This window comes from Domibacillus sp. PGB-M46 (assembly GCF_022668875.1).
Lineage (GTDB): Bacteria > Bacillota > Bacilli > Bacillales > Domibacillaceae > Domibacillus.
In genome coordinates, this window is the sequence record NZ_JAKGCR010000001.1 from 351,318 (window position 1) to 374,493 (window position 23,176).

The 23,176-nt window shown below is 46.4% G+C and carries 24 protein-coding genes and 3 riboswitches; of the genes, 7 read left to right on the forward strand and 17 right to left on the reverse strand.

All coding sequences use genetic code 11. From position 1 onward, the window contains the following. Positions 1-27: 27 nt before the first annotated feature. The 7 genes from L2D08_RS01630 to L2D08_RS01660 all read right to left on the reverse strand — a co-directional run bounded on the left by L2D08_RS01630 (position 28) and on the right by L2D08_RS01660 (position 6,600). Positions 28-2,007 (reverse strand): ABC transporter permease, encoded by a 1,980-nt coding sequence (locus L2D08_RS01630; protein WP_242231964.1) that lies wholly within the window; start codon positions 2,005-2,007, stop codon positions 28-30. After that, positions 1,982-2,881: an ABC transporter ATP-binding protein gene (locus tag L2D08_RS01635; protein ID WP_242231965.1), complete on the reverse strand. Its 900-nt coding sequence runs from the start codon at positions 2,879-2,881 to the stop codon at positions 1,982-1,984. Before L2D08_RS01635 ends, L2D08_RS01630 begins: the two co-directional genes overlap by 26 nt. After that, entirely contained in the window at positions 2,874-3,263 is a 390-nt protein-coding gene (locus tag L2D08_RS01640; protein WP_242231966.1) for a GntR family transcriptional regulator, read from the reverse strand. The genes L2D08_RS01635 and L2D08_RS01640 overlap by 8 nt, the downstream gene beginning before the upstream one ends. Positions 3,264-3,408: 145 nt before the next feature. Continuing rightward, positions 3,409-4,050, reverse strand: coding sequence for a class A sortase (locus L2D08_RS01645; RefSeq protein ID WP_242231967.1), 642 nt, complete (start codon positions 4,048-4,050; stop codon positions 3,409-3,411). Further along, positions 4,047-5,492 carry a SpaA isopeptide-forming pilin-related protein gene (locus L2D08_RS01650; RefSeq protein ID WP_242231968.1) on the reverse strand — a complete coding sequence of 482 codons (1,446 nt, stop codon included), beginning with the start codon at positions 5,490-5,492 and terminating at the stop codon, positions 4,047-4,049. The genes L2D08_RS01645 and L2D08_RS01650 overlap by 4 nt, the downstream gene beginning before the upstream one ends. 123 nt (positions 5,493-5,615) lie before the next feature. After that, complete coding sequence (locus L2D08_RS01655) at positions 5,616-6,467, reverse strand: prohibitin family protein (protein ID WP_242231969.1); 852 nt, start codon at positions 6,465-6,467, stop codon at positions 5,616-5,618. Further along, a complete protein-coding gene (locus L2D08_RS01660; protein ID WP_242231970.1) occupies positions 6,436-6,600 on the reverse strand; it encodes a hypothetical protein in 165 nt (54 codons plus the stop codon). The genes L2D08_RS01655 and L2D08_RS01660 overlap by 32 nt, the downstream gene beginning before the upstream one ends. Before the next feature lie 171 nt (positions 6,601-6,771). On the opposite strand from L2D08_RS01660, the gene L2D08_RS01665 reads away from it, so the two are divergent. The 4 genes from L2D08_RS01665 to L2D08_RS01680 all read left to right on the forward strand — a co-directional run bounded on the left by L2D08_RS01665 (position 6,772) and on the right by L2D08_RS01680 (position 9,885). After that, positions 6,772-8,415, forward strand: coding sequence for a PhoX family protein (locus tag L2D08_RS01665; protein ID WP_242231971.1), 1,644 nt, complete (start codon positions 6,772-6,774; stop codon positions 8,413-8,415). Between the two features lie 12 nt (positions 8,416-8,427). Next, positions 8,428-8,622 carry a twin-arginine translocase TatA/TatE family subunit gene (locus L2D08_RS01670; protein ID WP_050179753.1) on the forward strand — a complete coding sequence of 65 codons (195 nt, stop codon included), beginning with the start codon at positions 8,428-8,430 and terminating at the stop codon, positions 8,620-8,622. A gap of 68 nt (positions 8,623-8,690) precedes the next feature. Continuing rightward, complete coding sequence (tatC, locus tag L2D08_RS01675; RefSeq protein ID WP_255821789.1) at positions 8,691-9,395, forward strand: twin-arginine translocase subunit TatC; 705 nt, start codon at positions 8,691-8,693, stop codon at positions 9,393-9,395. 160 nt (positions 9,396-9,555) lie between these two features. Then, on the forward strand, positions 9,556-9,885 hold the full coding sequence (locus L2D08_RS01680) for a helix-turn-helix domain-containing protein (protein ID WP_242231973.1): 330 nt from the start codon (positions 9,556-9,558) through the stop codon (positions 9,883-9,885). Positions 9,886-9,917: 32 nt separating this feature from the next. Here L2D08_RS01680 and L2D08_RS01685 read toward each other — a convergent pair whose 3' ends face one another. Both L2D08_RS01685 and L2D08_RS01690 read right to left on the reverse strand, forming a co-directional pair. After that, positions 9,918-10,364, reverse strand: a complete 447-nt coding sequence (locus L2D08_RS01685; protein ID WP_242231974.1) for a YaiI/YqxD family protein — start codon at positions 10,362-10,364, stop codon at positions 9,918-9,920. Next, positions 10,345-11,670 carry a M48 family metallopeptidase gene (locus L2D08_RS01690; protein WP_242231975.1) on the reverse strand — a complete coding sequence of 442 codons (1,326 nt, stop codon included), beginning with the start codon at positions 11,668-11,670 and terminating at the stop codon, positions 10,345-10,347. The genes L2D08_RS01685 and L2D08_RS01690 overlap by 20 nt, the downstream gene beginning before the upstream one ends. 149 nt (positions 11,671-11,819) lie before the next feature. On the opposite strand from L2D08_RS01690, the gene L2D08_RS01695 reads away from it, so the two are divergent. Together L2D08_RS01695 and L2D08_RS23960 are read left to right on the forward strand one after the other, a co-directional pair. Further along, positions 11,820-12,446: a DUF975 family protein gene (locus L2D08_RS01695; protein ID WP_242231976.1), complete on the forward strand. Its 627-nt coding sequence runs from the start codon at positions 11,820-11,822 to the stop codon at positions 12,444-12,446. A gap of 81 nt (positions 12,447-12,527) precedes the next feature. Next, positions 12,528-12,662 carry a hypothetical protein gene (locus tag L2D08_RS23960; RefSeq protein WP_255821770.1) on the forward strand — a complete coding sequence of 45 codons (135 nt, stop codon included), beginning with the start codon at positions 12,528-12,530 and terminating at the stop codon, positions 12,660-12,662. Between the two features lie 182 nt (positions 12,663-12,844). On the opposite strand, the gene L2D08_RS01700 is transcribed toward L2D08_RS23960, so the two are convergent. Further along, positions 12,845-13,348 (reverse strand): VanZ family protein, encoded by a 504-nt coding sequence (locus L2D08_RS01700; RefSeq protein ID WP_242231977.1) that lies wholly within the window; start codon positions 13,346-13,348, stop codon positions 12,845-12,847. Positions 13,349-13,552: 204 nt separating this feature from the next. Here L2D08_RS01700 and L2D08_RS01705 point away from each other — a divergent pair, with 204 nt between their 5' ends. Next, positions 13,553-13,879: a helix-turn-helix domain-containing protein gene (locus L2D08_RS01705; RefSeq protein WP_242231978.1), complete on the forward strand. Its 327-nt coding sequence runs from the start codon at positions 13,553-13,555 to the stop codon at positions 13,877-13,879. Positions 13,880-13,965: 86 nt separating this feature from the next. Here the strand turns inward: L2D08_RS01705 and sinI are convergent, their stop codons facing one another. The 7 genes from sinI to L2D08_RS01740 all read right to left on the reverse strand — a co-directional run bounded on the left by sinI (position 13,966) and on the right by L2D08_RS01740 (position 23,170). Beyond that, entirely contained in the window at positions 13,966-14,106 is a 141-nt protein-coding gene (gene sinI / locus L2D08_RS01710; RefSeq protein ID WP_242231979.1) for a DNA-binding anti-repressor SinI, read from the reverse strand. Positions 14,107-14,125: 19 nt separating this feature from the next. After that, a riboswitch (cyclic di-GMP riboswitch) is annotated at positions 14,126-14,211 on the reverse strand. Positions 14,212-15,029: 818 nt separating this feature from the next. Then, positions 15,030-16,250: an ATP-grasp domain-containing protein gene (locus L2D08_RS01715; protein ID WP_242231981.1), complete on the reverse strand. Its 1,221-nt coding sequence runs from the start codon at positions 16,248-16,250 to the stop codon at positions 15,030-15,032. A gap of 643 nt (positions 16,251-16,893) precedes the next feature. Then, entirely contained in the window at positions 16,894-17,190 is a 297-nt protein-coding gene (locus tag L2D08_RS01720; RefSeq protein WP_242231982.1) for an iron-sulfur cluster biosynthesis family protein, read from the reverse strand. Further along, complete coding sequence (gene gcvPB, locus L2D08_RS01725; RefSeq protein WP_242231983.1) at positions 17,187-18,653, reverse strand: aminomethyl-transferring glycine dehydrogenase subunit GcvPB; 1,467 nt, start codon at positions 18,651-18,653, stop codon at positions 17,187-17,189. The genes L2D08_RS01720 and gcvPB overlap by 4 nt, the downstream gene beginning before the upstream one ends. After that, complete coding sequence (gene gcvPA, locus L2D08_RS01730) at positions 18,650-19,990, reverse strand: aminomethyl-transferring glycine dehydrogenase subunit GcvPA (RefSeq protein ID WP_242231984.1); 1,341 nt, start codon at positions 19,988-19,990, stop codon at positions 18,650-18,652. Before gcvPA ends, gcvPB begins: the two co-directional genes overlap by 4 nt. Further along, positions 19,987-21,084, reverse strand: a complete 1,098-nt coding sequence (gene gcvT, locus L2D08_RS01735; protein ID WP_242231985.1) for a glycine cleavage system aminomethyltransferase GcvT — start codon at positions 21,082-21,084, stop codon at positions 19,987-19,989. The genes gcvPA and gcvT overlap by 4 nt, the downstream gene beginning before the upstream one ends. A gap of 65 nt (positions 21,085-21,149) precedes the next feature. Beyond that, positions 21,150-21,231: riboswitch (glycine riboswitch) on the reverse strand. A 3-nt stretch (positions 21,232-21,234) separates the two neighbouring features. Next, positions 21,235-21,329, reverse strand: a riboswitch (glycine riboswitch). Positions 21,330-21,523: 194 nt separating this feature from the next. Further along, entirely contained in the window at positions 21,524-23,170 is a 1,647-nt protein-coding gene (locus tag L2D08_RS01740) for a S8 family peptidase (protein WP_242231986.1), read from the reverse strand. Positions 23,171-23,176: the final 6 nt, after the last annotated feature.

Below are 23,176 nucleotides of genomic sequence, written 5' to 3' on the forward strand. Positions count from 1 at the left end.
CATAACGCGCGGCTGCTTTTATCGTTCTTATTTTAAACCGGCTGCTGAAATAATAGCGTGGTTAATTCCGCCCTTCCATTTAATCACAAGCAGCTGGTCCCCATTTCTATTTAAGGAGGCCGGGTTCATGAGCTGCTGGATTTCTTCCTTGCTTGTTACCTGTTTGTACTTTAGCGGCATGTTGCTCCAATCCGGCTCCTGGCCTTCATTGTTCCAAATAAATTGATTCAGCTTTTCCTTTTCTCCATCGCTTGCTGCGTTCACAATGAATGCCTTGTCAACGCTTGAAGCAGAAGCAAATGCCTCACCGTTTGGAACATATTTCCGGATGGCCGCAATCGTATGCTCATCATCTAAATGAACGTTGCTGTATAAGCTGACGCCATTGTTTTTTCCCGCCCAAAAATCGATTGATCCGACAGTTGAATGGCTGTTCGCGCTGAACATATCTGCTTCTCCTGACAATACATCTCTTTCAATCGCCGCGCGAATCGCTTCAACGGCTTTCTTATCCGCGACGTTTGCCAGTTGGGATTCGGCAGCATTGTTATAAACCGTCAGGTAATTGACCGCCGCTTTTGGTGCCAGGGCAAAAATAGGCGCCGATGCTTTAATAAACTCGACATTTTTTCGCAGTTCCTTTGTCGCTTTGTCCGCTTCAGTTGTAGATACAGAATACTGACGCAGCACCCGGCTACCGTCTTTCATCTTATACGTAATGTTGACGGTATAACCGTTTCGGTCACTTCGCATACCAATCAGCTTCTGATGCACCTGGCGCACCTGCTTGACAGAATCCCTGCCTGCCATAAAGCCAGCGTCCGCTTTTTTCAGCTTGTTCTGCTCTTCCTCATAAAACAGGCCTGAAAGAGGCTCTGTCTGATCGCCAATATACACCTTTTCAATATCATTCACATTCGGGATTGCTTTTTCGTAGGATCGGGCAAACATCGCTCCCGGCAGCAGCAAAATCAAAACGAGCAGGGCATAGGAAACAAATCCCTTCCATGGCCATGTAAGCCGCAGCGACTTTTGCACAACCATCTGCAATAGTGTATAGCCGGCAGCTGCCCCGATCACATAACCGGCAATCATCCATCCGGATGTAGCACCAAGAAGCTCCGCAAAATACATACCGCCAATCAGCATCGCTGCAAACGTTAAAACGAAAATAAATGCCCATCTGAAAAACGGAAATACGATCGTTTCATCTACCGCTTCGGCAGGCCGCACTTTATATACATAATAGGAAACAGCTATCATGAACGCCCCAATCACCAGGTAGACCGCCCACTCTGTGCCGGTAAACGGGCGAGTTTCATAGCTCGCGGCCCGAATTAAGAAAATACCGTCCTCCATAATTTTAGACGCATAAGCATCTACGGCCAGCCCGTTGATAAAATAACGGGCATTGGTCAGCGTCATGAAAACAAGCGCAGCCGGCAATACAAAGATCCCGTAAGCCATGATCCCCTGCAAAATCGCCGGACCGATAAACAAGCCAATCAAAACAGTGGTAATAAACATAAACAAAACGACAAACAGGGAAACACCAGCCCATTCCGCAATATTTCCCACTGTATAGTGAATCGGCTTCACCATCGGCCGTATCGCCAGCAAGATCAAAGCATTAATTAAAATAGGCAGGCCAAGAGCGGCGGCTCCCGCTGCATATACGTGTGTCAGCAGTGTTTCGCGCTTAAACGGCAGGCTGTGCATAAAATCAGATGAGCTTTTTTTGGTCATGTAGCTCGTTAACACAATACCGGCTAAAACCGGGAACACCATATACGTTATATATTGAACCGAAAAAGAAATCGCAAGCAGTACATTGCCGGTGTTCGCTTCTAAAAACGGCTTTACGCTCCAGTCATCCCGAAGAATGACAAAGATGCCAAGCGGCAGCAGAACAACCTGTGACAAAAGAAAAAACAGGCCGATCCATAACACAGAGCGCATATGCTGCAGAAACAGCCCTTTATTAAACGATAAGATTCCGGATTTCATAGCCGACACTCCCCATTTCGTACGTAAAAATTTCTTCAAGTGTTAACGGCAGCACGTCGTAAATGGCTGGTTCATAAGAGCGTACATGCCGGTCAATGTCCCCCTCATTTCCGCGAATAATACAGGTCAGCACCCGGCCCCGTTTCTCATAATGCATCACATCCATGCCTTTAATGAACGACTCGTCCGGCATCTTTTTAAATGCCACCTGCAGCTTGCTCACATCGGTTTTCAGCTCCTCTAAATCACGCTCGTACAAAAGGCTTCCTTTATGCATAACACCGACGGCATCACAAAAGTCTTCCATTTCCCGCAGGTTGTGTGAGGAAACAAGAACCGTCATAGAACGGCTGCTGACATCTTGAATAAGGAGATTTTTAACCTGCTGGCGCACAACCGGGTCCAGCCCGTCAAAAGGCTCGTCCAAAATAAGCGCATCCGGCATTGCCGAGAGCGTTAAAATAAAAGCGGCCTGGCGCTGCATCCCTTTAGACATACGTGAAAGCTTTGCTTTTGGGTTCAGATTAAAATGATGATACAGCTGTTGAAACCGTTCTTCATTCCACCGGTCATAAACCGCTGCATAAAAGCGGGCCATTTGAAACAGTGAAGTTTGATGAAAAAAGTATGGCTGGTCCGGGATAAATAAAATCCGTTTTTTCACTTCCGGCTGTTCAAAAATCGATTTTTCTTCGATGACAGCCCTGCCCTGGTCGGCTCTCATAATCCCGGACAGCATTTTGAGCAGTGTCGTTTTTCCCGCACCATTGGAGCCGAGCAGCCCATAAATCGATCCTTTCTTCACATGCATCTGTACATCCTTTACGGCTTCAAAACGGCCAAACCGCTTTGACAGATGATCCGCTTTAATCATTTTTGTCTGCTCCCCTTTCCGGCTCCTGTATCGTTTCAATCAGCTTGATCACTTCATCCTTCGGCACGCCGAGGTACAAAATCTCACCGACGATCCGTTCAAGTTCGTGTTTCAGCATCTCCACCCGCTCCTTATTGATTTCGTTTTTAACCGGCGATACGAAGCTTCCTTTGCCCGGAATAGAGTAAATAAATCCTTCCCGCTCAAGCTCCCGATACGCTTTTTGGATTGTATTTGGATTGATGGTCAATTCCTGCGCCAGCATACGGACTGAAGGCAGCTGCTCATCTGCCTTCATGACCTCGCGAATGATTAATTCTTTTATTTTTTCTGTAAGCTGCTCGTATATCGGCACACGGCTTCTCGTGTCAATCGTAAACATCGCCGTCCTCCTTTTTCCCCAAACCGTATTAACTGTACTAACATAAATAATACAGAACTTATGGAAAAATGCAACATTTGATCATAAAATTTACTATTTTGTTCTCTTCGCTCAAAAAAAATAAAGGCACCTATAAAAGGCGCCTTTATTTTTTATATTCATGGGTTTCCTTTAGTTCTCCGGTTACGATAAACCGCTTTGTACGATCGTCAGAATTATAGCAAGTGACGAGTGTGATGTTCGGTTCAATTGTATTCTCTATCACATCTGTCCTGCTTTCATGGACCACTTCTATTTTGGTGACGCTGTACGTATATTCATACGTTAAATCTGTTACATAAATGAGATCGCCTTTTTTCACCTTCAAAACAGGGCTAAACAGGAGATCTTCCCGATTCATGTGATGCCCGGCAAGCGGATAATTGCCAACGCCCATCCATTGATTTTCCCGCATCGTTGTGGCGCCGGCCATTAAATTTTCGTTCGTCGTCCCTTTTAAAATGGGCAAATCCATGTTTACTGCAGGAATCCGGATTTGGCCGACAACCGATTCCTCGTCTGCTTTGGCTTCCTTTACGACTGTATCCATAACAGAAGGCGGTTCAATGGATTCCATATCGAACTCTGCAGGCTTCTTGTTGTTTTGCTCGATTTTTTCCGGTGTCAGTGATTGAGCCGTTACATGGCTCGATTTGGCTTCAAGCAGTTCATACTTTAAAAAAGGAGCCCCGATCAGCACAATCGCTGTCAGAATACAAAGCACGCCGATAACCTGTCTTATCTTCACGCACGTTTTCCTTTTCTCATTAGCAGCCAGGCCCCCGCTGCAAGCAGTACGCCGGCAAACAGATACAGAGCATCTGATTCATCTCCGGTTTGTGGAAGCGTTCCGGTTCCGGCTGCTTTTGTTTTTACAGAGGTTGTTGTGGAAGAAGCCTTCGCGATTTTTGTATTCTCCATTTCTACATCCACTGTTTCACCGCTTTTGATCGTGACATCTGTTTGGCCCGTTGAGCGAGTGTAACCATCTGGTGCATCCGTTTCTTCCAGTTTATAGCTTCCCGCTTTTAAACTTGTAAAAGAAGCAACTCCGTTGTCATCTGTCACAACCTTGGAAACGAGCTCCTTTTCCTCATCATAAAGAGAAAATTCCGCTCCCTTAAGCTCCGCCCCGGATGAAGCATCTGTCAGCGTAACCTTTAAGGCGCCATAAGCATTCACGAGGCTGTTTTCCACTTTTTGTTCTACCGGTGTCTGACGGCCGATCGTCACTGTCCAGGACTCCGTCGGCAGCACGTAGTCACTGTCTGTTTTTGTTTGGGTCATTTTATAAGTGCCATAAGAAAGACCGGTTAGCGAAGCTTTTCCTTTCTCATCCGTCACCACTTTTTTTGAATAAAGGCCATTTTCCGTTTTGAGCTCAAATTCAGCTCCGGCAATCGGTACAGCCGTTCCTTTCTCAACAGCTGTAATGTTTAAAGCTCCCGTTAATCCTGTAGACTTTTCATGCATAATTTCTTTTGTCACAAGGACGGTGTTCAAATCCAGCTTCCAGGGCTCTAGCGGAACCGCATAGCCATCGGGTGCTGCTGTTTGAGTGACCGTGTATGTACCGAACGGCAGATTAGGCACCGATGCTTCCCCCGCTGAATTCGTTTTGAGTGAAGCAACTACTTTTCCTCCCTCGTTTACAATCGTGAACGAAGCACCAGCCAGCTTTTCTTTTGACTTGGCATCCAGCGCCACCATTTTGATGGCTCCTCCTGCTTCCTCCGTAATCGTAAAGGAAAGCTGTTCGCCGGTCGGAAAAGCTACACCGTAGGCGCCTATTTTCGCCAGCTTGTCTTCCTTGAATACAACTGGAACTTTAGCGGTTCCTTTTGCACCTGACTGTACATCTTCCTCCAGCACAGCGATAGCGGTATTGTCCGCGGCGTTCATCTTCAATGTTCCAACCGTTTCTCCAGACGATGTTTTCAGCGGCTCTTCCCCGTCCTTACTAATGTAAAAAGGAGTCGGCACTTTGTACAGAGCAGGCTCTTCCCCACTGTACACCCAGTCAATTTGAAGGGTCATCGGCTCATTCAGTGCATAAACCGGTGTAGTGGTTCCATCTGTGTGTGCAACCGCGGATTTTGTATAAAAAGCCGTTTCTGCCGCGGCCTGAGCAGGCTGCATGATACCAATGACTACAAACAACGCCGTGAGCAGCATTAACCATTTTTTCATTTTTTCTGTCCTCCAGCTCTCTTCACTTGTTTTCACTAGACAATTTTACCATAAAAGAAAGCAAAAACCATGAACGATTTTTCAAAAAAAGGGTCTTACTATAAACAGTAAGACCCTTTTGGCTTATGGCTGGCTGGAGGCTGCTTCATCCAGCGGGATGGAAATTAACTGGTTTGATCCGGTTGCTTTCGGCATCACACCGTCCCATTTTTCAATCCATTTGTTTTGAATGACTTCCTGTGAAATGGACGCTTTAATAATTTGGTTGTACTCGGCAATACCCTGCGCTTCAATTTTCTTTTTCTGCGCTTCCGCTTCCGCTATTTTCAGCTCGATTTGTTTTCTTTCAAGCTCCTGGGCGGCTTCTACCCGTTTGTCAATCGCCGCCTGGGTGGATTTATCCGGCTTTGGTACACCTAATGTCATATTATCAACAACAAATCCTAAATCTTTAATATCTTCCGCAAACAGCGTTTGTACATTTACCGCCGCTTCCGATGACTTCTCCCCATATGTGTCAATAACCGAGTATTTGGCAATGCCTTTTCGGCCTGCATCCCATAAGCGCGTACGCAAATACGAATCTTCAATCTGCTCTACTTCAATCGGGCCGAACTGGTTAAACACGTCTACTACTTTATCCGGCTGGATGCTGTAGTTGTAGGCAAAATCAACGGTTACGCTTTTGCCGTCAGATGTTGCTACTTGTATATCTTTATAGTTCACAGTCTGCATGCGGACCGGATAAATCGTCACTTTATCGAATAAGCCGACAACATGCCATCCCTGCCCTAGTGTATCCTCCTGCACACCGCCGTTCGGGCTGTACACAACCCCTACATAGCCATTTGGAATTTTTTCAATAAACATCGATAAAAGAGCTAAACCGAGAATAAGTGCTAAAGCAACAAGCGAACCACCCAATACCTTCCTACTTGGGCCCTTACTTCTCTTTTTCGGTGTCAGTTTCTCCATGTTCTTCCTCCTTTAACCTGTTCTTTACTTTGTCTGCTGTTTCCCCGACTTTGTTAAACATGGGCGATAACATAAGCCAAATGCCTGCCCCAATCAGAAGAAGCACAATAATAGATCCAATAAATACTTTCATTTATCGATCACCTCTTTGTTTCTTTCTACGAACCGAAGAAGGAAATGGTTTCAAGTTTTTTTACAAACTTAATAATCTTTTACATAATTCACACAAATTTTCTACATTCACTTCATACTTTTTTACTACCATAACTCTGGGGAACAAAAATACATAAAGGTGGGTTCAGGTATGTCGCAAGACTTAAACAGACGAAAATTTTTAACATATGTTGGTACAGGGGTTACCGCTTTAACCGTTGCATCTGCCGGATTGGGTGCATTCGCGCCGAAAACACAGGCAGAAGGGACAAAAGCAGCTTCTCATTTGTTCGGACGCAAGAAAAAAGTGTCGGGCGTAAAGTTCACACCAATTGAAGCATCCGGAAAAGACGAGCTTGTTCTGCCACGCGGCTATAAATACGATGTAATTGCATCTTACGGAGACGTTATTAATAAATCTGGCGATACATTCGGCTACAACAATGACTTTACCGTGTTTTTCCCAATCAACAACTCAAATCAGCACGGACTTTTATGGGTTAACCATGAATACATAAGTGATCTGTGGGTAACAGGTGCTCCGGTAAACGGCAAATATTCTGCTTCCCAAATTCAAAAGCTTTTATATAACCAAGGCGGTTCCATTATTGAAATTCGCCAGGATGAAGACGGCGTCTGGAAAATGGATACGTCATCAAAATATGCCCGCCGGATTTCCGGATTGACACCATTCCGTTTAACAGGCCCTGCCCGCGGATCAAAAGCAGTTGGCGGTGTAGACATTGTCCAGGGCACATTTGCAAACTGCTCCGGCGGAAAAACACTTTGGAACACGGTTTTGTCTGCAGAAGAAAACTATGAATCCACGTCAGAGGCCGCTTCTTTAAATGAAACGCATTACGGCTGGATCCTTGAGGTAGACCCATTTGATCCAAACTTCGCACCGCGCAAGCATACTGCGCTTGGCCGTTTCCACCATGAAAACGCGGCAATGGGCTTAACAAATGACGGACGTATCGTCGTTTATATGGGTGACGACAAACAAGATGCGTGTGTATACAAATTCATTAGTAAAAACAAATATGTTGAATCTCGCAAGCAAGCAAATTCTGACTTGCTTGAAGAAGGTACACTGTATGCAGCAAACCTGGGCAAAGGAACTTGGGTTGCTTTAACCATTGAAGCAGTCCGGGCGGCTGCAAAAGGAAATGCAGATATTCTTGCTAAATTCCAGACGCAGGCTGACGTCCTCGTTCATGCTCATGATGCAGCGATCCTTTTGGGAGCAACACCTACAGACCGTCCAGAAGATGTGGAAATCAGCCCGTTTGACAAGTCTGTATTTATTGCACACACAAACAATGCAAAACACGGCAATATTCATGGTCACATTACCCGTTTCCTTGAAACAAACGATGATCTTGGTTCATTGACATTCGACTTTGAAATTTTCGCTTGCGGTGGACGCCAGAGCGGGTTCAGCGCGCCAGATAACTTAACATTCGACAGCGAAGGCAACCTTTGGACTGTAACAGATATGTCTTCAGGTTCAATGAACAAAGGTGTTTTTGAAACATTTAAAAATAACGGCGTCTTCGTTATTCCAACAAGCGGGGCAGCAATGGGCGAAGCCTACCAGTTTGCATCCGCGCCAATTGACGCAGAATTAACAGGGCCTTGCTTTACAGACGATGAAACAACGCTGTTCCTTGCTGTTCAGCACCCAGGCGAAGAAACAGAAGACATCAACAATCCAACGAGCATGTGGCCACACCGTAAAGGCGATAACCAGCCGCGCCCATCTGTTGTCGCGATTACTGGATTTAAATATTAAGGAGGATGTTTTATGCTGCAAAATATCGGAGTACCCGGATTAATTTTAATCCTTGTCATCGCATTAATTATTTTCGGACCGTCTAAGCTCCCGGAAATTGGCCGTGCATTCGGCTCGACGCTGAAAGAATTTAAAAAGTCTACCCGTGAACTTGTCTCGGATGACGAAGAAAAAACGGAAAAGAAAAAAGAAAAAACATTGGTTTAACCATTTCGGCTGTCCCCGCCTGCTGCGGGGCGGCTTTTTTTGGAGGTCCTATCGTGGAAAATCAAAATATGAAAGCACTTGAGCATTTTGAAGAAATGCGCAAAAGGCTTATTATTACTGTTGCCGCCTTTCTCGTTTTTTTCATTGTATCCTTTACATTTGTTCAGGACATTTACGCGTACATTGTAAAAGATCTCCCGTTTAAGCTTGCGCTGCTCGGTCCCAGTGACATCATTATGGTGTATGTGATGATCGCAGCCGTTATAGCCGGTGCAGCAACCATACCGGTCGCAGCCCATCAAACATGGCTGTTTGTCCGGCCTGCACTTTCACCAATCGAGAGAAAAGTAACCGTTACTTATGTTCCGGCACTGTTTTTCTTGTTTATAGCCGGCCTGTCGTTCGGTTATTTCGTTTTGTTTCCTATTGTCCTGTCGTTTTTAATGTCACTGTCAGGCGACTTGTTTGCCACTTTTTTTACAACTGAAAAATATTTTAAATTTCTGCTTCATATGACATTGCCATTTGGCGTTTTATTTGAAATGCCAGTCGTTATGATGTTTTTAACAAGTCTGGGCATTTTAAATCCATATAACCTGCAAAAAACACGCAAGTTTGCGTACTTTGCCCTGATTGTCGTCTCGATTTTAATTACACCGCCTGACTTTTTATCAGACGTCCTGGTTATTATTCCGCTTATCCTGCTGTATGAGGTGAGTGTGTCCCTGTCTAAAATGGTCTATAAGCGAAAACTAGCCGCAGCCGCAAACTAAACCGGCGCGGCTCTTTTTGTGACTATTCTCCGCTTCTGATAAGCAGCACTCCCTTCCCATTAACTAAATTTTATGCTTTTTTTTGTTCATCTGTATAATTGAAGCGAATTCTTTGATACTATTTAAAAATAAAGAGGAAAACACGAATAAGGGTGATAGGATGTCGATTGGAGAACGTATCCGAAAGTTACGCATGGAAAAAAAGCTTTCCCTGACCGAACTGGCCTTGCGGGCAGCCGTAGCAAAGTCATATCTTTCTTCGGTAGAGCGGGGCTTGCAGATGAATCCCTCTATCCAATTTTTGTCGAAAATTGCGGCAGTTCTGGACGTATCAGTGGAGTCTCTGATTACTGAGCCGCACCAGTCCTCTGTGTCGATCGATGCGGAGTGGGTACACCTGGCGAAAGAAGCAATGGAATCGGGCATCAGCAAAGAGCAGTTCCGGGAATTCTTAGAATTTCAAAAGTGGAAAAAACAAGCGGATGAATAAATAAAAGCAGCGGTTCAGAGACCCGCTGCTTTTTATTTGCTCATAATACGCTGGAGAAGAAGAGCTAGTCCGTTCGAAAAGCGTTCATTGTCTTTTTCCTGTCTTTTCGAAGGACCTTTTAACCGCCCGCCCGCCTGGCGGATTTTTTTCGCTGTATGGCGGCTGAGCAGAAGCTGATCGATATTCTCCGGCGTGTATTCACGTCCATTCTGGTCAATCGCATATCCTTGGCGGGCCAGCACCATAGCAGCCAGGCCATAATCCTGTGTGACCACCACATCTCCTTTTTGAACCCGGTTCACCAGCACAAAATCAACCGCGTCCGCTCCCTTTGAAACGATAATCGTTTCTGCGCCAGGCCGGGTCATTTCATGAGAAGTGTCACAAATCAACACAACCGGCAGGCCATATTCATTTGCAGCCTGGCAGGCCCGGTCTACAACTGGACAGCCGTCTGCATCAATTAACAAGGCTGGCATCCGGCTTTTCCTCGTCAAAGATTGTTAAGAAGACGTCGTTTTCATCACTTTCCGCTACTTCCCGCACTGTGTCTCCATACATGTCTTCCTGGTTTGGATCTGCTCCATATCGGATCAGCAGGCGGGCCATGTCGGAATCCCCCATACTATAAGCGTTCCAAAGCGGTGTATAAGCTGCATTATCCTCTGTAGTCGGGTCTGCCCCTGCTTCCAAAAGCATTTCAGCCGTCTCAAGCTGTCCGTTGCCAGTCGCATAATGAAGCGCTGTTTCACCGTTACTGTTTAATGCATGAATGTCTGCCCCTTCGTCGATCAGGCGCTCGAGAGAAGAGGTATCCCCTGACAGGGCTGCAAGCATCACATCCGTCTCACCCGTCACTTCTCCATCTGCTGCTATATCTTCTTCCATAAGGGCTTCTTCTGCCAGATCGGAAAACCAGCTGGATGTATCGATTTTCTCAACCGCATACGCTCCTCCAGCCGCTAAAGCAATACTGGCAGCTGTAAGCACACCAACACCCACAATAATTTTTCCTTTTGGGGTACGGTAATCCGTTGCTGTCGGCAGGCGCAAAAACTGGCCGACCTGCTGGATTCGCTTCGGCAGTGCCGGATGCGTGGAAAGCTTCTCGGCCAGCCAGACGAATGGATTTGTTTCCTGTTTGATTTGTTTCACGTACGCTTCTTCATTGACTTCAGTGTACAATATTTTTCCAACGCCTAAAATCGTTAAGGCGCGCTTGGCAGCTTCACCATCTTCAATAAAATGGGCAGCATAGCGGTCACACGTATATTCCGCTGCACGCGAGTAGGCATTGCTTAAAAATGGAACCCACGCAGCCGGCAGTGTCAGCCAGCTTTTCCACAAATGGCGCCGTTTAATATGAGCCAGCTCATGTGCAACGATGAAGTCCAGCTCTTTTTCTCCCTGCTGGCGGGCCAATTCAAACACTTCTGAATAAAGGACAACAACGTCCCTGCCGAAAAAGCGTGTGGCAAAGGCATTTAACGCTCCTTCCGACTGGATAATATACACATCGGGAGTTCTTGGCACCCGCATCTCAAGCGACAATGCATCAATTCGCTCGTATACGTCGGGAAATTGCTCTTTGCTTACTTTTACGCCATTCCCCCGAATAGAACCGATCATTACAGCGTGAAAAAATAAAGACAGTAAAAACAAGCCGGCCGCAATCGGGATGAGGACCAGGGAAAAAAATAATGCCACATAAAATCCTATACTCACCAGGCAGCATATAATAAAGTAAAGAGTTTCTTTCGGATACACTAAATTACGATTTTCCAATCCACATTCTCCTTTTGATTTTTCTTTCATGCCTTCCAACATACGACACATTTTCACAAGGGTCAAGATGAAAAAATGGCTTATTTTTCAAACAACATGAAACTTTTTGCATGGCTATACGTAGAAAAAAGAAGAAAGGTGGAATCCCGATGTATTACAGTCAACTAAGGGCAAAAGCACGTGACTCTCTTCGCGGGAACTGGCTGATAGCGATAGGCCTTTTTGTAGTGGCTACCCTTTTGTTCGGTGCGCCTGATCTGGTCTTAAATCCTGACGAGTATGAGTTTACATGGAAAGATCCGCTGATCCTGTTACTTTCCATTCTTTTGATTCCGGTTTCCATTGGCCTGATATGGGCATGGGTGGATCTGTCACGCGGCAAAAAAATCGGCTTCGGGCATTTGATTGAACCATACAAAACGATGTTTGGCAAAAGCATTCTTGTCTCGATTCTTCAAGGCCTGTTCTTATTTTTATGGACTCTTCTATTCATTGTGCCTGGCGTTATTAAATCCTTTTCTTACCTGCTGACCTATTATATTTTGCGTGATGAACCGGAGCTGTCTCCTCTTCAGGCGATCACAAAATCACGCCAGATGATGGACGGCCATAAAGCCGAAGCATTGGTTCTTGGCCTTTCCTTTATCGGCTGGATTTTGCTCGGAGTTGTCACACTTTTTATCGGCTTTTTGTGGATTGCCCCTTACATGAGCGTCACATATGCTCACTTTTACAATACGCTCCGTGCAGAGTATGAAGAAAAAAATTCATTTTAAAAACTGCATTTTAAAAACCGGCTCCGTTAAGGGAGCCGGTTTTAGCTTGTAGACAATTGATATGGATGACCGTGCACATAAATGGGATGGATCGGCGGCGTCCAGGCAGCTCCGCTTTCCATGGGGCAGGCGCCAAAATTGTACAAAGCGAATAAGGCTGTATTTTTCCGTTTAAAAAGAGAAAATGTCTATTCAGTTCTGCTCATTGGCCTTTAACACCACTTAGTGAAGCCTGCCGGACGAAGACTCCTGCGGGAAGTACAGTGAGTCGGGAGACCCCGCAGGCGCAGCCGAGGAGGCTCCCGCACTGCCTTAGGATGCGCGAAGTCCGGCAGGCTTCACTTATCGGCTCTTTTTTAAAAGCGAAAGACTTTATCTACACATTGAAATCAGCTCTGTTAAGAGAGCCGGTTTTTTTCTTTCCGTTTTCGAATTTTATAAAGAAGTGCTGACAAAACAAGCGCAAAGAACGCGCCGGCCATATCAAGCCCTACATCTTTTAACATTGGCGTCCGTCCACCTGTTAACAGCTGATGATACTCATCGAGCAGCGCGTACAAAGCCGTTCCAGCAAAAGACAGGCAGAATACCGGCCAAATTCGTCTTGGACGGGCCAGTGCCAGTACATGAAACAGCGCTGCGGCTAAGCACCCAAACAGGAAAAGGTGTGCAAATTTCCGAATAAAAAATTCAAGAAAATAATAGTACCCTTTTGTTTCAATAGAAATAGGAGTTCCCCAGTATGATACTTCGATTGGCGCAAGAATCCCGGCAAACGGCTCTCCTGGAAGAAGCCGTTCAAGCTGCGGCACGAGGGACTGTTCCTCATAGGTTTGGGACGAGAAGTTAAAAATAACGGCACCAATCACAATTAAAACGGCAATACGCATTGCTTTTTTCACTAAACCACCTCATTGTGAACATGTCCAGCTGTGGAAACCATTGATAAATGAATAGAATACATGAATAGGAAAGAAATGTCTAATTATAAGCCGACTTATTATACAATTAAATCCATATATAGTAAAATGAATTAGATAACTGATTCAGTATTCATTTTTTGTACGGATCAAGCTTCAAAATATGAAAGAAGGCAGGAGATACACATGTCGATTGGCGAGAGCATTCGTTCTTTTCGTTTAAAAAAAGAATTATCCCTAACTGAATTGGCCAGCCGCTGTGGCATCACAACATCCTATATTTCATCTGTTGAACGGGGAATCCAAACAAACCCGTCGATTGGAGTTTTGCAAAAAATAGCCAGAGAACTTGAGGTGCCAGTTCACCAGCTAATCAACCATCACGGCCTGCCGATTGAAGAAGAACTAAATGAAGAATGGAGAACGCTGGCCCGGGAAGCCGTGCAATCCGGTGTCAGCAAGGAGCAGTTCAAAGAGTTTCTTGCATTTCGAAAACGGCAGAAAATGAAATAGTGTACACTTGCTTGTCCGATAAAAAAGCAGCTGACTCTTTTAGAGCAGCTGCTTTTATCATATGTGCAGGTCTCAGATTGTATGTGTTAACTTTCTTTCGTTTCTTGCTGCTGCGCCGCTTGCAGAAATCCACGAATTTCCTGAATCGATAAGCCTAATTGTTTTGCCTCCCACATTAGACCAATCCATTCATCCTCAACGTCGGTACGAATATCAAGCCTTTCCATGAAAGCTTCTCCTCCCGCATCCGGCAGCACAGCCATCCGAGCACAATTGCTTTAGGATCTGTAACTTTGCGTCCTTACCTCTCGATAAGTTTGCCTTTGTCTCCTATGATTATTCTCGTACATCGATTGTACCATTTTATCTGAATTTTTAAAATACTTTTTGGAATAATCCTTTTTACCCTCAAACTATCCTTTTTATATCACGTTTTTCTGCATTTTTTGCTGATGTCTGCTTGCGTTAGGCAGAACATCATTCTTTTCATATACCTGTGCCTAGTAAACAATAAGTGAAGTGTTTATCAAGCTGGTTACATTCTTTTTTCTTTTCTAATCATACTATTCTTTGTTTGTAGCCTTATAAATAGTAGTCTTTAAAATAGCTGCGGGCAAAATATAAAAGGATCATCCTCCTTTTTGTTCTTTAAAAAGAACAATTATGTATGATTGTACCATAACAAAAGAAGTCCGTTAATGGGAAAAAGAATTTATATTTTACAAATAATGATTGTTTTACCAATGATATCGGACAATTATTTCCTCTCCGCATGTTCTTTATATTGAATTTGATAAACTACCTTATCAATGGGATGGATAAATGATTAAAAGTATTGAAAATTATTTACTGTTTTTTGCTGCATAGAAACAGCTCCTTTTGCCGACTGCGATAATAGTAGCTTTACGCTCCACTTGTCTAACCCCCTTCCTGCCATACTGTGACCTTGGAAGTATATATTTTCCCTCTTTACATTATATAAAGTAGTATATGAGGTTAGTTCTTTTTTATTACAGCTATTTAACTATATACTAGAATTTAATAATATTAAAAAGTAATATAAAATAACACACCATTTTTTCTTTAAATAGGTATATAGCAGATAATGATTTAACTTAAAAAGCTGCCCCTCTAGGAGCAGCTTTTTATTTTATTCCCTTCTTGTTAAACGGTCCTTTTCCATATGCATTAAAATCGATTCTACTTCTCTTTCATCACGGCCCATGACAAGGCCAATTACTTTAGAAGATCCGACAGCTCCTCCTACATAAGCAGCATCAAGCAGGCTGAGCGGCACAAATTGTTCAAGATCCATGTATTTTTCGACGACAGCAAGCCCTTCATTAAATGGTCCATCCCATTCCAGAGAAGACAAACGAATCGTCGGTTTCCCATATACATTCAACACCTCTTCATGCAGCATAAGGGCGCACGAGGAAGCGTTAAAACGAACATTTAAGTCAATAAAATAAAAATCATCACCGCGCATCAGCACATCAAAGCCGGCAACTCCGACGTAGCCTGTTGCTGCAATGTTTTCCATTACCCGAAGACCTGCTTCAACCACACGCTCGAACGGTTCGGCGTTTGTGCTGACCCAGCTGCCACGGAAGCAATTATCCTCATTGACCACCTGCTCAGATTTTCCTAAAAAACGCACGCGCCCGTCCTGGTCAGCCACGTAATGAAAACCGAAATTACGGTCATAATCAATGAATTCTTCCAAGATAATCATAGATAAATCCCCAAAGTCTTCACTAATCTCGTAAAGCTGCTGCTTTTCTTCAATTAAAAGCACCCCGCAGCCGCCGGAGGTTGGGCGTCCATCTCCTGTTTTCAAAACAAATGGCATAGGAGGTGTATCCTCCAGCAGTTCTTCTAGGCTGACCATCCGTCTTGGCGGAACATGCTCGGCTGGTACGAGTGCCGGAATACTTCGTTTATCGCTTAAATACGCAATAATAGACGGATCTACCCAATAAAGAGAAGCAGGGGCGTCCTCTGGGGGATGTGGATATTGGAAAATAACTTTTTTTCCTTGTAAAGACAGTTTATTTAAAATAGATACATATTCTTGATCAGTGCGATACGTATAACGAACGGATGGCAGCCTCAGTCCTGCTTTTTCAAGCAGACGGACGGCTCCAGGGGTTACAGCACCTTCATGGCAGATGACGGGCATTTCTCCAGCCACGCTCAATTCTCGTCCAGTTAACGCTTCTAAACTAAGCAAATCGCCGCCAAAGTGCTCATAATCATGCGAAAACAGTTTCGGCGAATAGACATATTCTTTTCCGTAAATATCTTCTGAACTTTGCTTCGGTTGAATAACGCTTGTAAATGAATGAAACGGCCATGCTCTTTCCCCCATTAAAGCCACCTTCTTTCATAAGGATGTTAACTACATATATATATCCAATGGAAAGCGTTTTCAATCTCAAAAAATAAAAAAGAGGAAGATAGACCTATAAATAACTAGATACCGTAGCAAGACTAACAACCTGACATTCTGAAATCAGTATAAAAAGAGATGGCCTATGCCATCTCTTTAGTGTGTGGACAAAGTCTTTCGCTTTTAAAAAAGGGCCGATAAGTGAATCCTGCCGGACTGCGCTTTCCGCGGGCAGTGCAGGAGCCTCCTCGGCTGCGCCTGCGGGGTCTCCCGGCTCACTGTACTTCCCGCAGGAGTCTTCGTCCGGCAGGCTTCACTAAGTGGTTTTGAAGATCAATACACAAGGACCAAATAGAAACTTCTCTTTTTTAAACAGAAAGATACGACCTTATCAGCTCTATACTATACAATCTCGTTGCAACCCACTTGGCGGCGGGAGGGCGGCGCAGACTCCTATGGGACTAGCGGGCAGCTGAGACCGGTGGAGCCGCCAGGCGAAGCCGGGCCCAGCGCCTGCCCCGTGGAAAGCGGAGCTGCCTGGACGCCGCCGATCCACTTCATTCATGTGAACGGCCATCTATATAATTTTTCTACAGCCTGAAGAGATGGCTTATGCCACCTCTTATGTTGTACAGCTTGAATCAAGTCTATCTCCAAAAATAAATCCGTCCGTCTCACGGTAATCTATTAAAGTATGTTCTTCTAAATATCTTTCTGTGAATCGGTCCAGATAAAGAAACAAATCATCGCCAAGCGGGACAACCGTATCCCCTCGCCGCGGTTCCTCCCAGACAAGAGAAAAGCGGACGGAGACGCCGCATCCGCCTGACATCTCCGCATCAATTCTTGGCACATGTCCTTCAGCTGGCGAGAAGGCGAGCAGCTGCCGGCGGGCGGCATCCGTCAGCACAATGTTCATGACTGAACCGTTTCCCGCTCGTAGCGGACGACCGGCTTCCGTGCTGCTTTCACTTCATCAAGCCGGCCAATAACCGTTGTATGCGGCGCATTCAGCACCGTTTCCGGATCTTCTTCTACCTCGCGTGCAATGCGAATCATCACGTCCGCGAAAGCATCCAGCGTTTCCTTTGATTCTGTTTCAGTTGGTTCAATCATCAAACATTCCTCCACATTAAGCGGAAAATAAATGGTCGGCGGATGATAGCCGAAATCAAGCAGCCGTTTCGCTATATCAAGTGTCCGGACACCAAGCTTTTTCTGCTTGGAACCCGATAAGACAAACTCGTGCTTGCTGACCTGCTCGTACGGCGAGATAAAGTATGGTTCCAGCTTTTTACGCAAGTAGTTGGCATGCAGCACCGCACTTTCCGATACCTGGCGCAGCCCGTCTGGTCCCATCGTCCGAATATACGTATACGCACGCACGAGGATACCGAAGTTGCCGTAGTAGCCTTTCACCCGCCCAATGGACAAAGGCTCCTCCCTATTCAACAGGAAGCGGCCGTTTCTTTTCTCCACACGCGGTACCGGGAGAAAAGGAATAAGCTTTTCTTTCACGCCGACCGGGCCTGCACCCGGGCCTCCTCCGCCGTGCGGTGTTGTAAAGGTTTTATGAAGATTTAGATGGACGATATCGAACCCCATTTCCCCTGGCGTCGTCTTGCCTAAAATCGCATTTGCATTGGCTCCGTCATAATAAAGCAGGCCGCCCGCTTCGTGAATCACACGGGCAATTTCGACAATGTCCTTTTCAAACAGGCCGAGTGTGTTCGGATTCGTCAGCATTAGGGCTGCGGTGTCATCATCCACATGCTTTTTCAGCTCTTCCACATCGACAAGGCCATGTTTGTTAGACGGAATGGTCACCGTGCGGAAGCCGGCAACGGTTGCACTGGCCGGGTTCGTGCCGTGAGCAGAATCCGGCACAAGTACCTTCGTCCGCTTTTCTCCCCTTTGCTTATGGTACGCTTTTACCATCATCAGTCCCGCCCACTCTCCTTGGGCACCGGCAGACGGCTGGAGCGTGACAGCATCCATGCCGGTGATCACGGCCAGATCCTCCTGCAGCTCATACAAAAGCTCAAGCGCTCCCTGCACGGTTGCTTCCGGCTGGTATGGATGAATGCGGCCGAAGCCGTCAAGCTTTGCTACATCTTCGTTGATTTTCGGATTGTACTTCATCGTACAGGAGCCCAGCGGGTAAAAGCCGTTGTCCACACCATGATTCTTATTCGACAGGGACGTATAATGGCGAACCAGTTGCAGCTCTGAAACTTCCGGCAGTTCCGGTGCTTCTCTACGAATAAGATGTGCGGGCAGCTTCTCCGACAGGTTTACCGCGTCTACATCGCGTTCCGGCAGGCTGCAGCCGATGCGTCCCGGCCGGCTGATTTCGAAAATAAGATCTGTGTAGGTAGTCATTGCACAATCCCCTCCAGCGCATGAATAAATGCCTCAATCTCTTCCTTTGTCCGCTGCTCGGTCACTGCGACCAGCATCCCGTTCGGATCCCCATAGTCTAGTCCTAAGTCAAAGCCGCCGATAAATCCCGCTTCAATCAGTGCGTCTTGAACGCCCGCAACGGGCTTCGGCAGCTTGACGACAAATTCATTGAAAAAGGGTGACTGATTAAGGACGGAAAAGCCTTTTTGCTGCAGCAGCTTACAGGCATAATCAGCTTTTTCCAGATTTAAGACAGCCATCTCCCGCAGGCCGGTTTTGCCAAGGGCTGCCATACAAACAGCCGAGGCCAGCGCGTTCAGCGCCTGGTTCGAGCAAATGTTGGACATCGCTTTTTCACGGCGGATATGCTGCTCGCGAGCCTGAAGCGTCAGGACGAAACCGCGGTTTCCATTTTCATCGGTTGTCTGGCCGACGATCCGGCCCGGTACTTTGCGCATCAATGGCTTTGTAACGGCAAAGTAGCCGCAATGCGGACCGCCGAACGCCATCGGAATACCAAGCGGCTGCATATCGCCGACAACAATATCGGCCCCAAGCCGGCCCGGTGCCTCGAGCAGGCCGAGCGCCAGCGGGTTGGCACTCACAATCAGAAGGGCACCGTGCGCTTTTGTGATCCTTTTTACTTCCTGTAAATCTTCAATCGATCCGAAAAAGTTTGGGTATTGTACAATAACCGCAGCTGTGTCGCCATCCACTTGTTTGCCCAGCGCGTCGAGATCCGTTATGTCTTTGGAAAGAGCGGCTTCCTCTGCCACATAGCCCGGACCGGCTGCCACCGTTTGCAAAATAGCGCGGGATTCCGGATGAACGGCGCGGGACACAACCACTTTCCCTCTTTTCGTATGCCCCACTGCGAGTGATGCGGCTTCTGCAAGAGCGGTAAAGCCGTCATACATCGATGAATTGGCTACATCCATTCCTGTCAGCTCACATACCATTGTTTGAAATTCAAAAATAGCCTGCAGCTCACCCTGGGAAATTTCCGGCTGGTATGGGGTATATGCGGTGTAAAATTCCGAACGGGAGATCATATGGCCGACCACACTCGGAATGTAATGATCATAGGTACCCGCTCCAAGAAACAAAGGCAGCTCCACATTTTTGCTCGCCATGTTTTTCATCTTCTTCCATAGAGCCGGCTCCGGCAGTGCATCCGGAATGGCAAGCTCCCCGTCGAGGCGGATGGACGCTGGCATATCAGAAAATAGTTCGTCTATAGATGAAACGTTTAAAAACGACAGCATCTCTTTGCGGTCCTGGTCTGTATCAGGCAAGTAGCGGAATGTGGATGTCATGCGTTTCTCTCCCTTTTATAAAATGGCGTTTGGACAACGAAGGCTTCTGCTCTTTTCCCGCGGATCTCTACGAAAAATTTAGTGCCAAGACCTGAAAAACCTGACTGAACAAGCGCGAGGCCGATCGGCTTTTGAAACGTTGGCGAATGGGTGCCGGATGTAACAACCCCTATCGGCTCGCCCATTTCAGATAAAATGCGATACCCGGTTCTCGGGATGCCCCGGTCAATCATTTGGATCCCGACGGTTTTGCGCAAAAGTCCCGTTTCCTTTTGTTTTTTCAACGCTTCCTGTCCGATAAATGCCGCTTCTTTCGCTGTTTTAACAGCAAAGCCGATGCCTGCTTCAAGCGGGCTGATTTCTTTTGTCAGCTCCTGGCCATAAAGCGGAAGCCGTGCTTCTAAGCGCAGCGTATCCCGCGCACCAAGACCGCATAAAGGAACTCCTTCCCCGGCCAGCCGCTGCCAGAGGGAAACGGCTCCTTCTGCCGGCACATACAATTCAAACCCGTCTTCCCCTGTATAGCCGGTGCGGGAGATAAGCACGCCTTCCACACCGCCTACAGAAGCGGAATCTACAAAATGAAACGGGCGGATAGCGGAAAGATCCGTGTCCGTAAGCGGCTGAAGCACTTGGGCCGCAGCAGGCCCCTGCACAGCCAGAAGCGCCGTTTCGTCTGATAGATTGGTCATAGTCACTTCTTCTGCGGGATGCTGCTTCATCCACTGGATGTCTTTCTCGATGTTGGCGGCGTTTATCACGAGCATAAAGGCTTCATCTGACTTCTTATACACAAGCAAATCATCGACTGTGCCGCCGTCTTCATAGCACATGGCGGTATATTGGGCGCCCCCTGCCTGAAGCAGCGTCACATCATTGGTGAGAAGGCGGTTTAAATACTTTTCCGCTCCTCGGCCTTCTACAAGTACTTCTCCCATGTGCGATACATCGAACAGCCCGGCATGGCTTCTTACCGCCTTATGCTCGGCCAATATACCTGAAAACTGCACGGGCAGTGCCCAGCCGCCGAAATCAATAACTTTGGCGCCGTACTTTTTGTATTCAGCAAAAAGCGGTGTTTTCTTCCATTCCATCCTGCAAGCACCCCCATTGATCATTTTGGTCCAAAAAAAAGACAGAGAAAAGGTGTGATCCTTTTCTCTGTCCGTTTACCTGAGAGCTTAATCCAAGCTGGATTTTCCCCTTTGGTGGCATGACTATGCGCCATGCTCTCTCCAGAGTTGCGTCCGATTGAGGTCCTTGTACCTGAGAGATTCGTTTCAAGGCTTTTGAAACTTGCTCCGTCGGCGGCATGTATGCACTCTCCCTCAGCCGTCATCCGCGTATATTCATTTGACACTTTCATCTTAATGAATCGAAACACCTTTTACAAGTGTTTTCTGAAAAATGTATATTGTCAGATTTTATGACCGTTCAGTTGACATATTCATCTAAAAAGAAAATTTGCTTTCAAAAAAACCCGGCACTTGGCGGCCGGGCTTCCACTGTTTTTATCACAATAGCGGTAATGGTTTATTTTTTGCTTTCAATTAAAATATTCACTGTTTTCCCCATAAAAGAAGGAGCGGCATACGTTCTGCCATACTGCGAAATGGAAACCACTCCGCCTGATACGTTTGCAACTTTTTGATTCAGCACCTTCCATGTAACAAGCGGCGTCACATCCGCGCGCTGCCCGCTGGACAGAAGAGCCGTAACGGCTACTTTTTGTACCGTTCCCGGTTTTCCGGCTACACGTTTTGTGCTGACACTTAAACTGCGCACGCTGGCGTCTACCGTAATATTTACCGTTTTGCCGCCGTATAGTCCGGAAACGGTTGTTTTGCCATAGTTTTGAATTGTGATGATTCCACGGTTAACGGTCGCTACTTTACTATTAGCTGTTTTCCACTGTGCCGCTTCTGTAATATCCACTTTGCTTCCGTCTGCACGTACAGCCGTTAACTGAACCGCTTTTGTATCCTGAGGCTTTCCGGCAATAAACGTTGTACTGGCTGTGAGGCTGGAAACCACTGTGCTCACAGCTGGAGCCGTTTGGGCTGCCTGCGGTGCAGCACTCGCCGGTGCCTGCATGAATCCATAGCCAAACCAAGAATCTCTTCCCGCTGTGCCCAAATCCTTGCTTGTGTCTTTTAAGATCGTCCGAAGCCGGACAGCATCGGCCGTCGGATTCGCCTGCTTTAACAGCGCAAGCTCGCCGGATACGTACGGTGCAGCCATCGATGTACCGCTCATACGCGCATATCCGTTATTCAGATAAGTAGAAACAATGCTTTGTCCCGGCGCAGCAATTTCAACCGTGCTTCCTGTAGAAGAAAAAGACGTACGTTTCAAAGAAGAATCTACAGCGCCAACCGCAATCGCCGAGTCATAGCGTGCCGGATAATCAACGGTGTCATCTGTTCCAGAAGCCGATCCGTCATTTCCTGCCGCCGCTACGACCAAAATGCCGCTCGCGTACGCTTTATCGACCAGTGCCTGGAAAGCGGCCGAATTTGTTTGCGTGCCAAGACTTAAATTGATAATATCCATTTTATTTGTAATCGCCCAGTCAATGCCGGCTAAAATACTGGACAAACTGCCTGAACCGCTTTTTTCTAATGATTTAACGGCATACACATCTGCATCCGGCGCCACTCCTTTTGTGCCGAAGCCATTACTTTCTGCCCCGATAATGCCGGCTACGTGCGTGCCGTGCCCGTTATCATCCTGATAGGACGTTGTGTAAGAAACAAAAGACGCACCGCCAGCAACTGCCAAATCCGGATGCGCGGCTACTCCTGTATCTACAACCGCTATTTTTACACCCCTGCCCGTAAAGCCTGCATTCCATGAAACCGGTACATTGGTGGCGCCAATACCCCAATCCAGTGTGTCGGCCGATGCGTGAACCGTAATATCTTTTTCTACACGAACCACATCTTTATCCTGCTTCAGCTCTTTCACTTCATCTGCTGGAAGTGTTACAGAAGCGATCGGCAGCTGCTTAAACGTCTGGTCAATTTCCCCTTCCGCCTGTGCAATCGCCTTTTTATCTACTTTTTCATCAAAAATGACAATGACATTTTGTTCCTCTTCCTGCGCCGCAAACGCAGCATTTGGACCAAAAGAAGCAAAAAGCAAACCAGTGGCTAACAAACTAGCTGCAGCTTTCTTCATGATGAA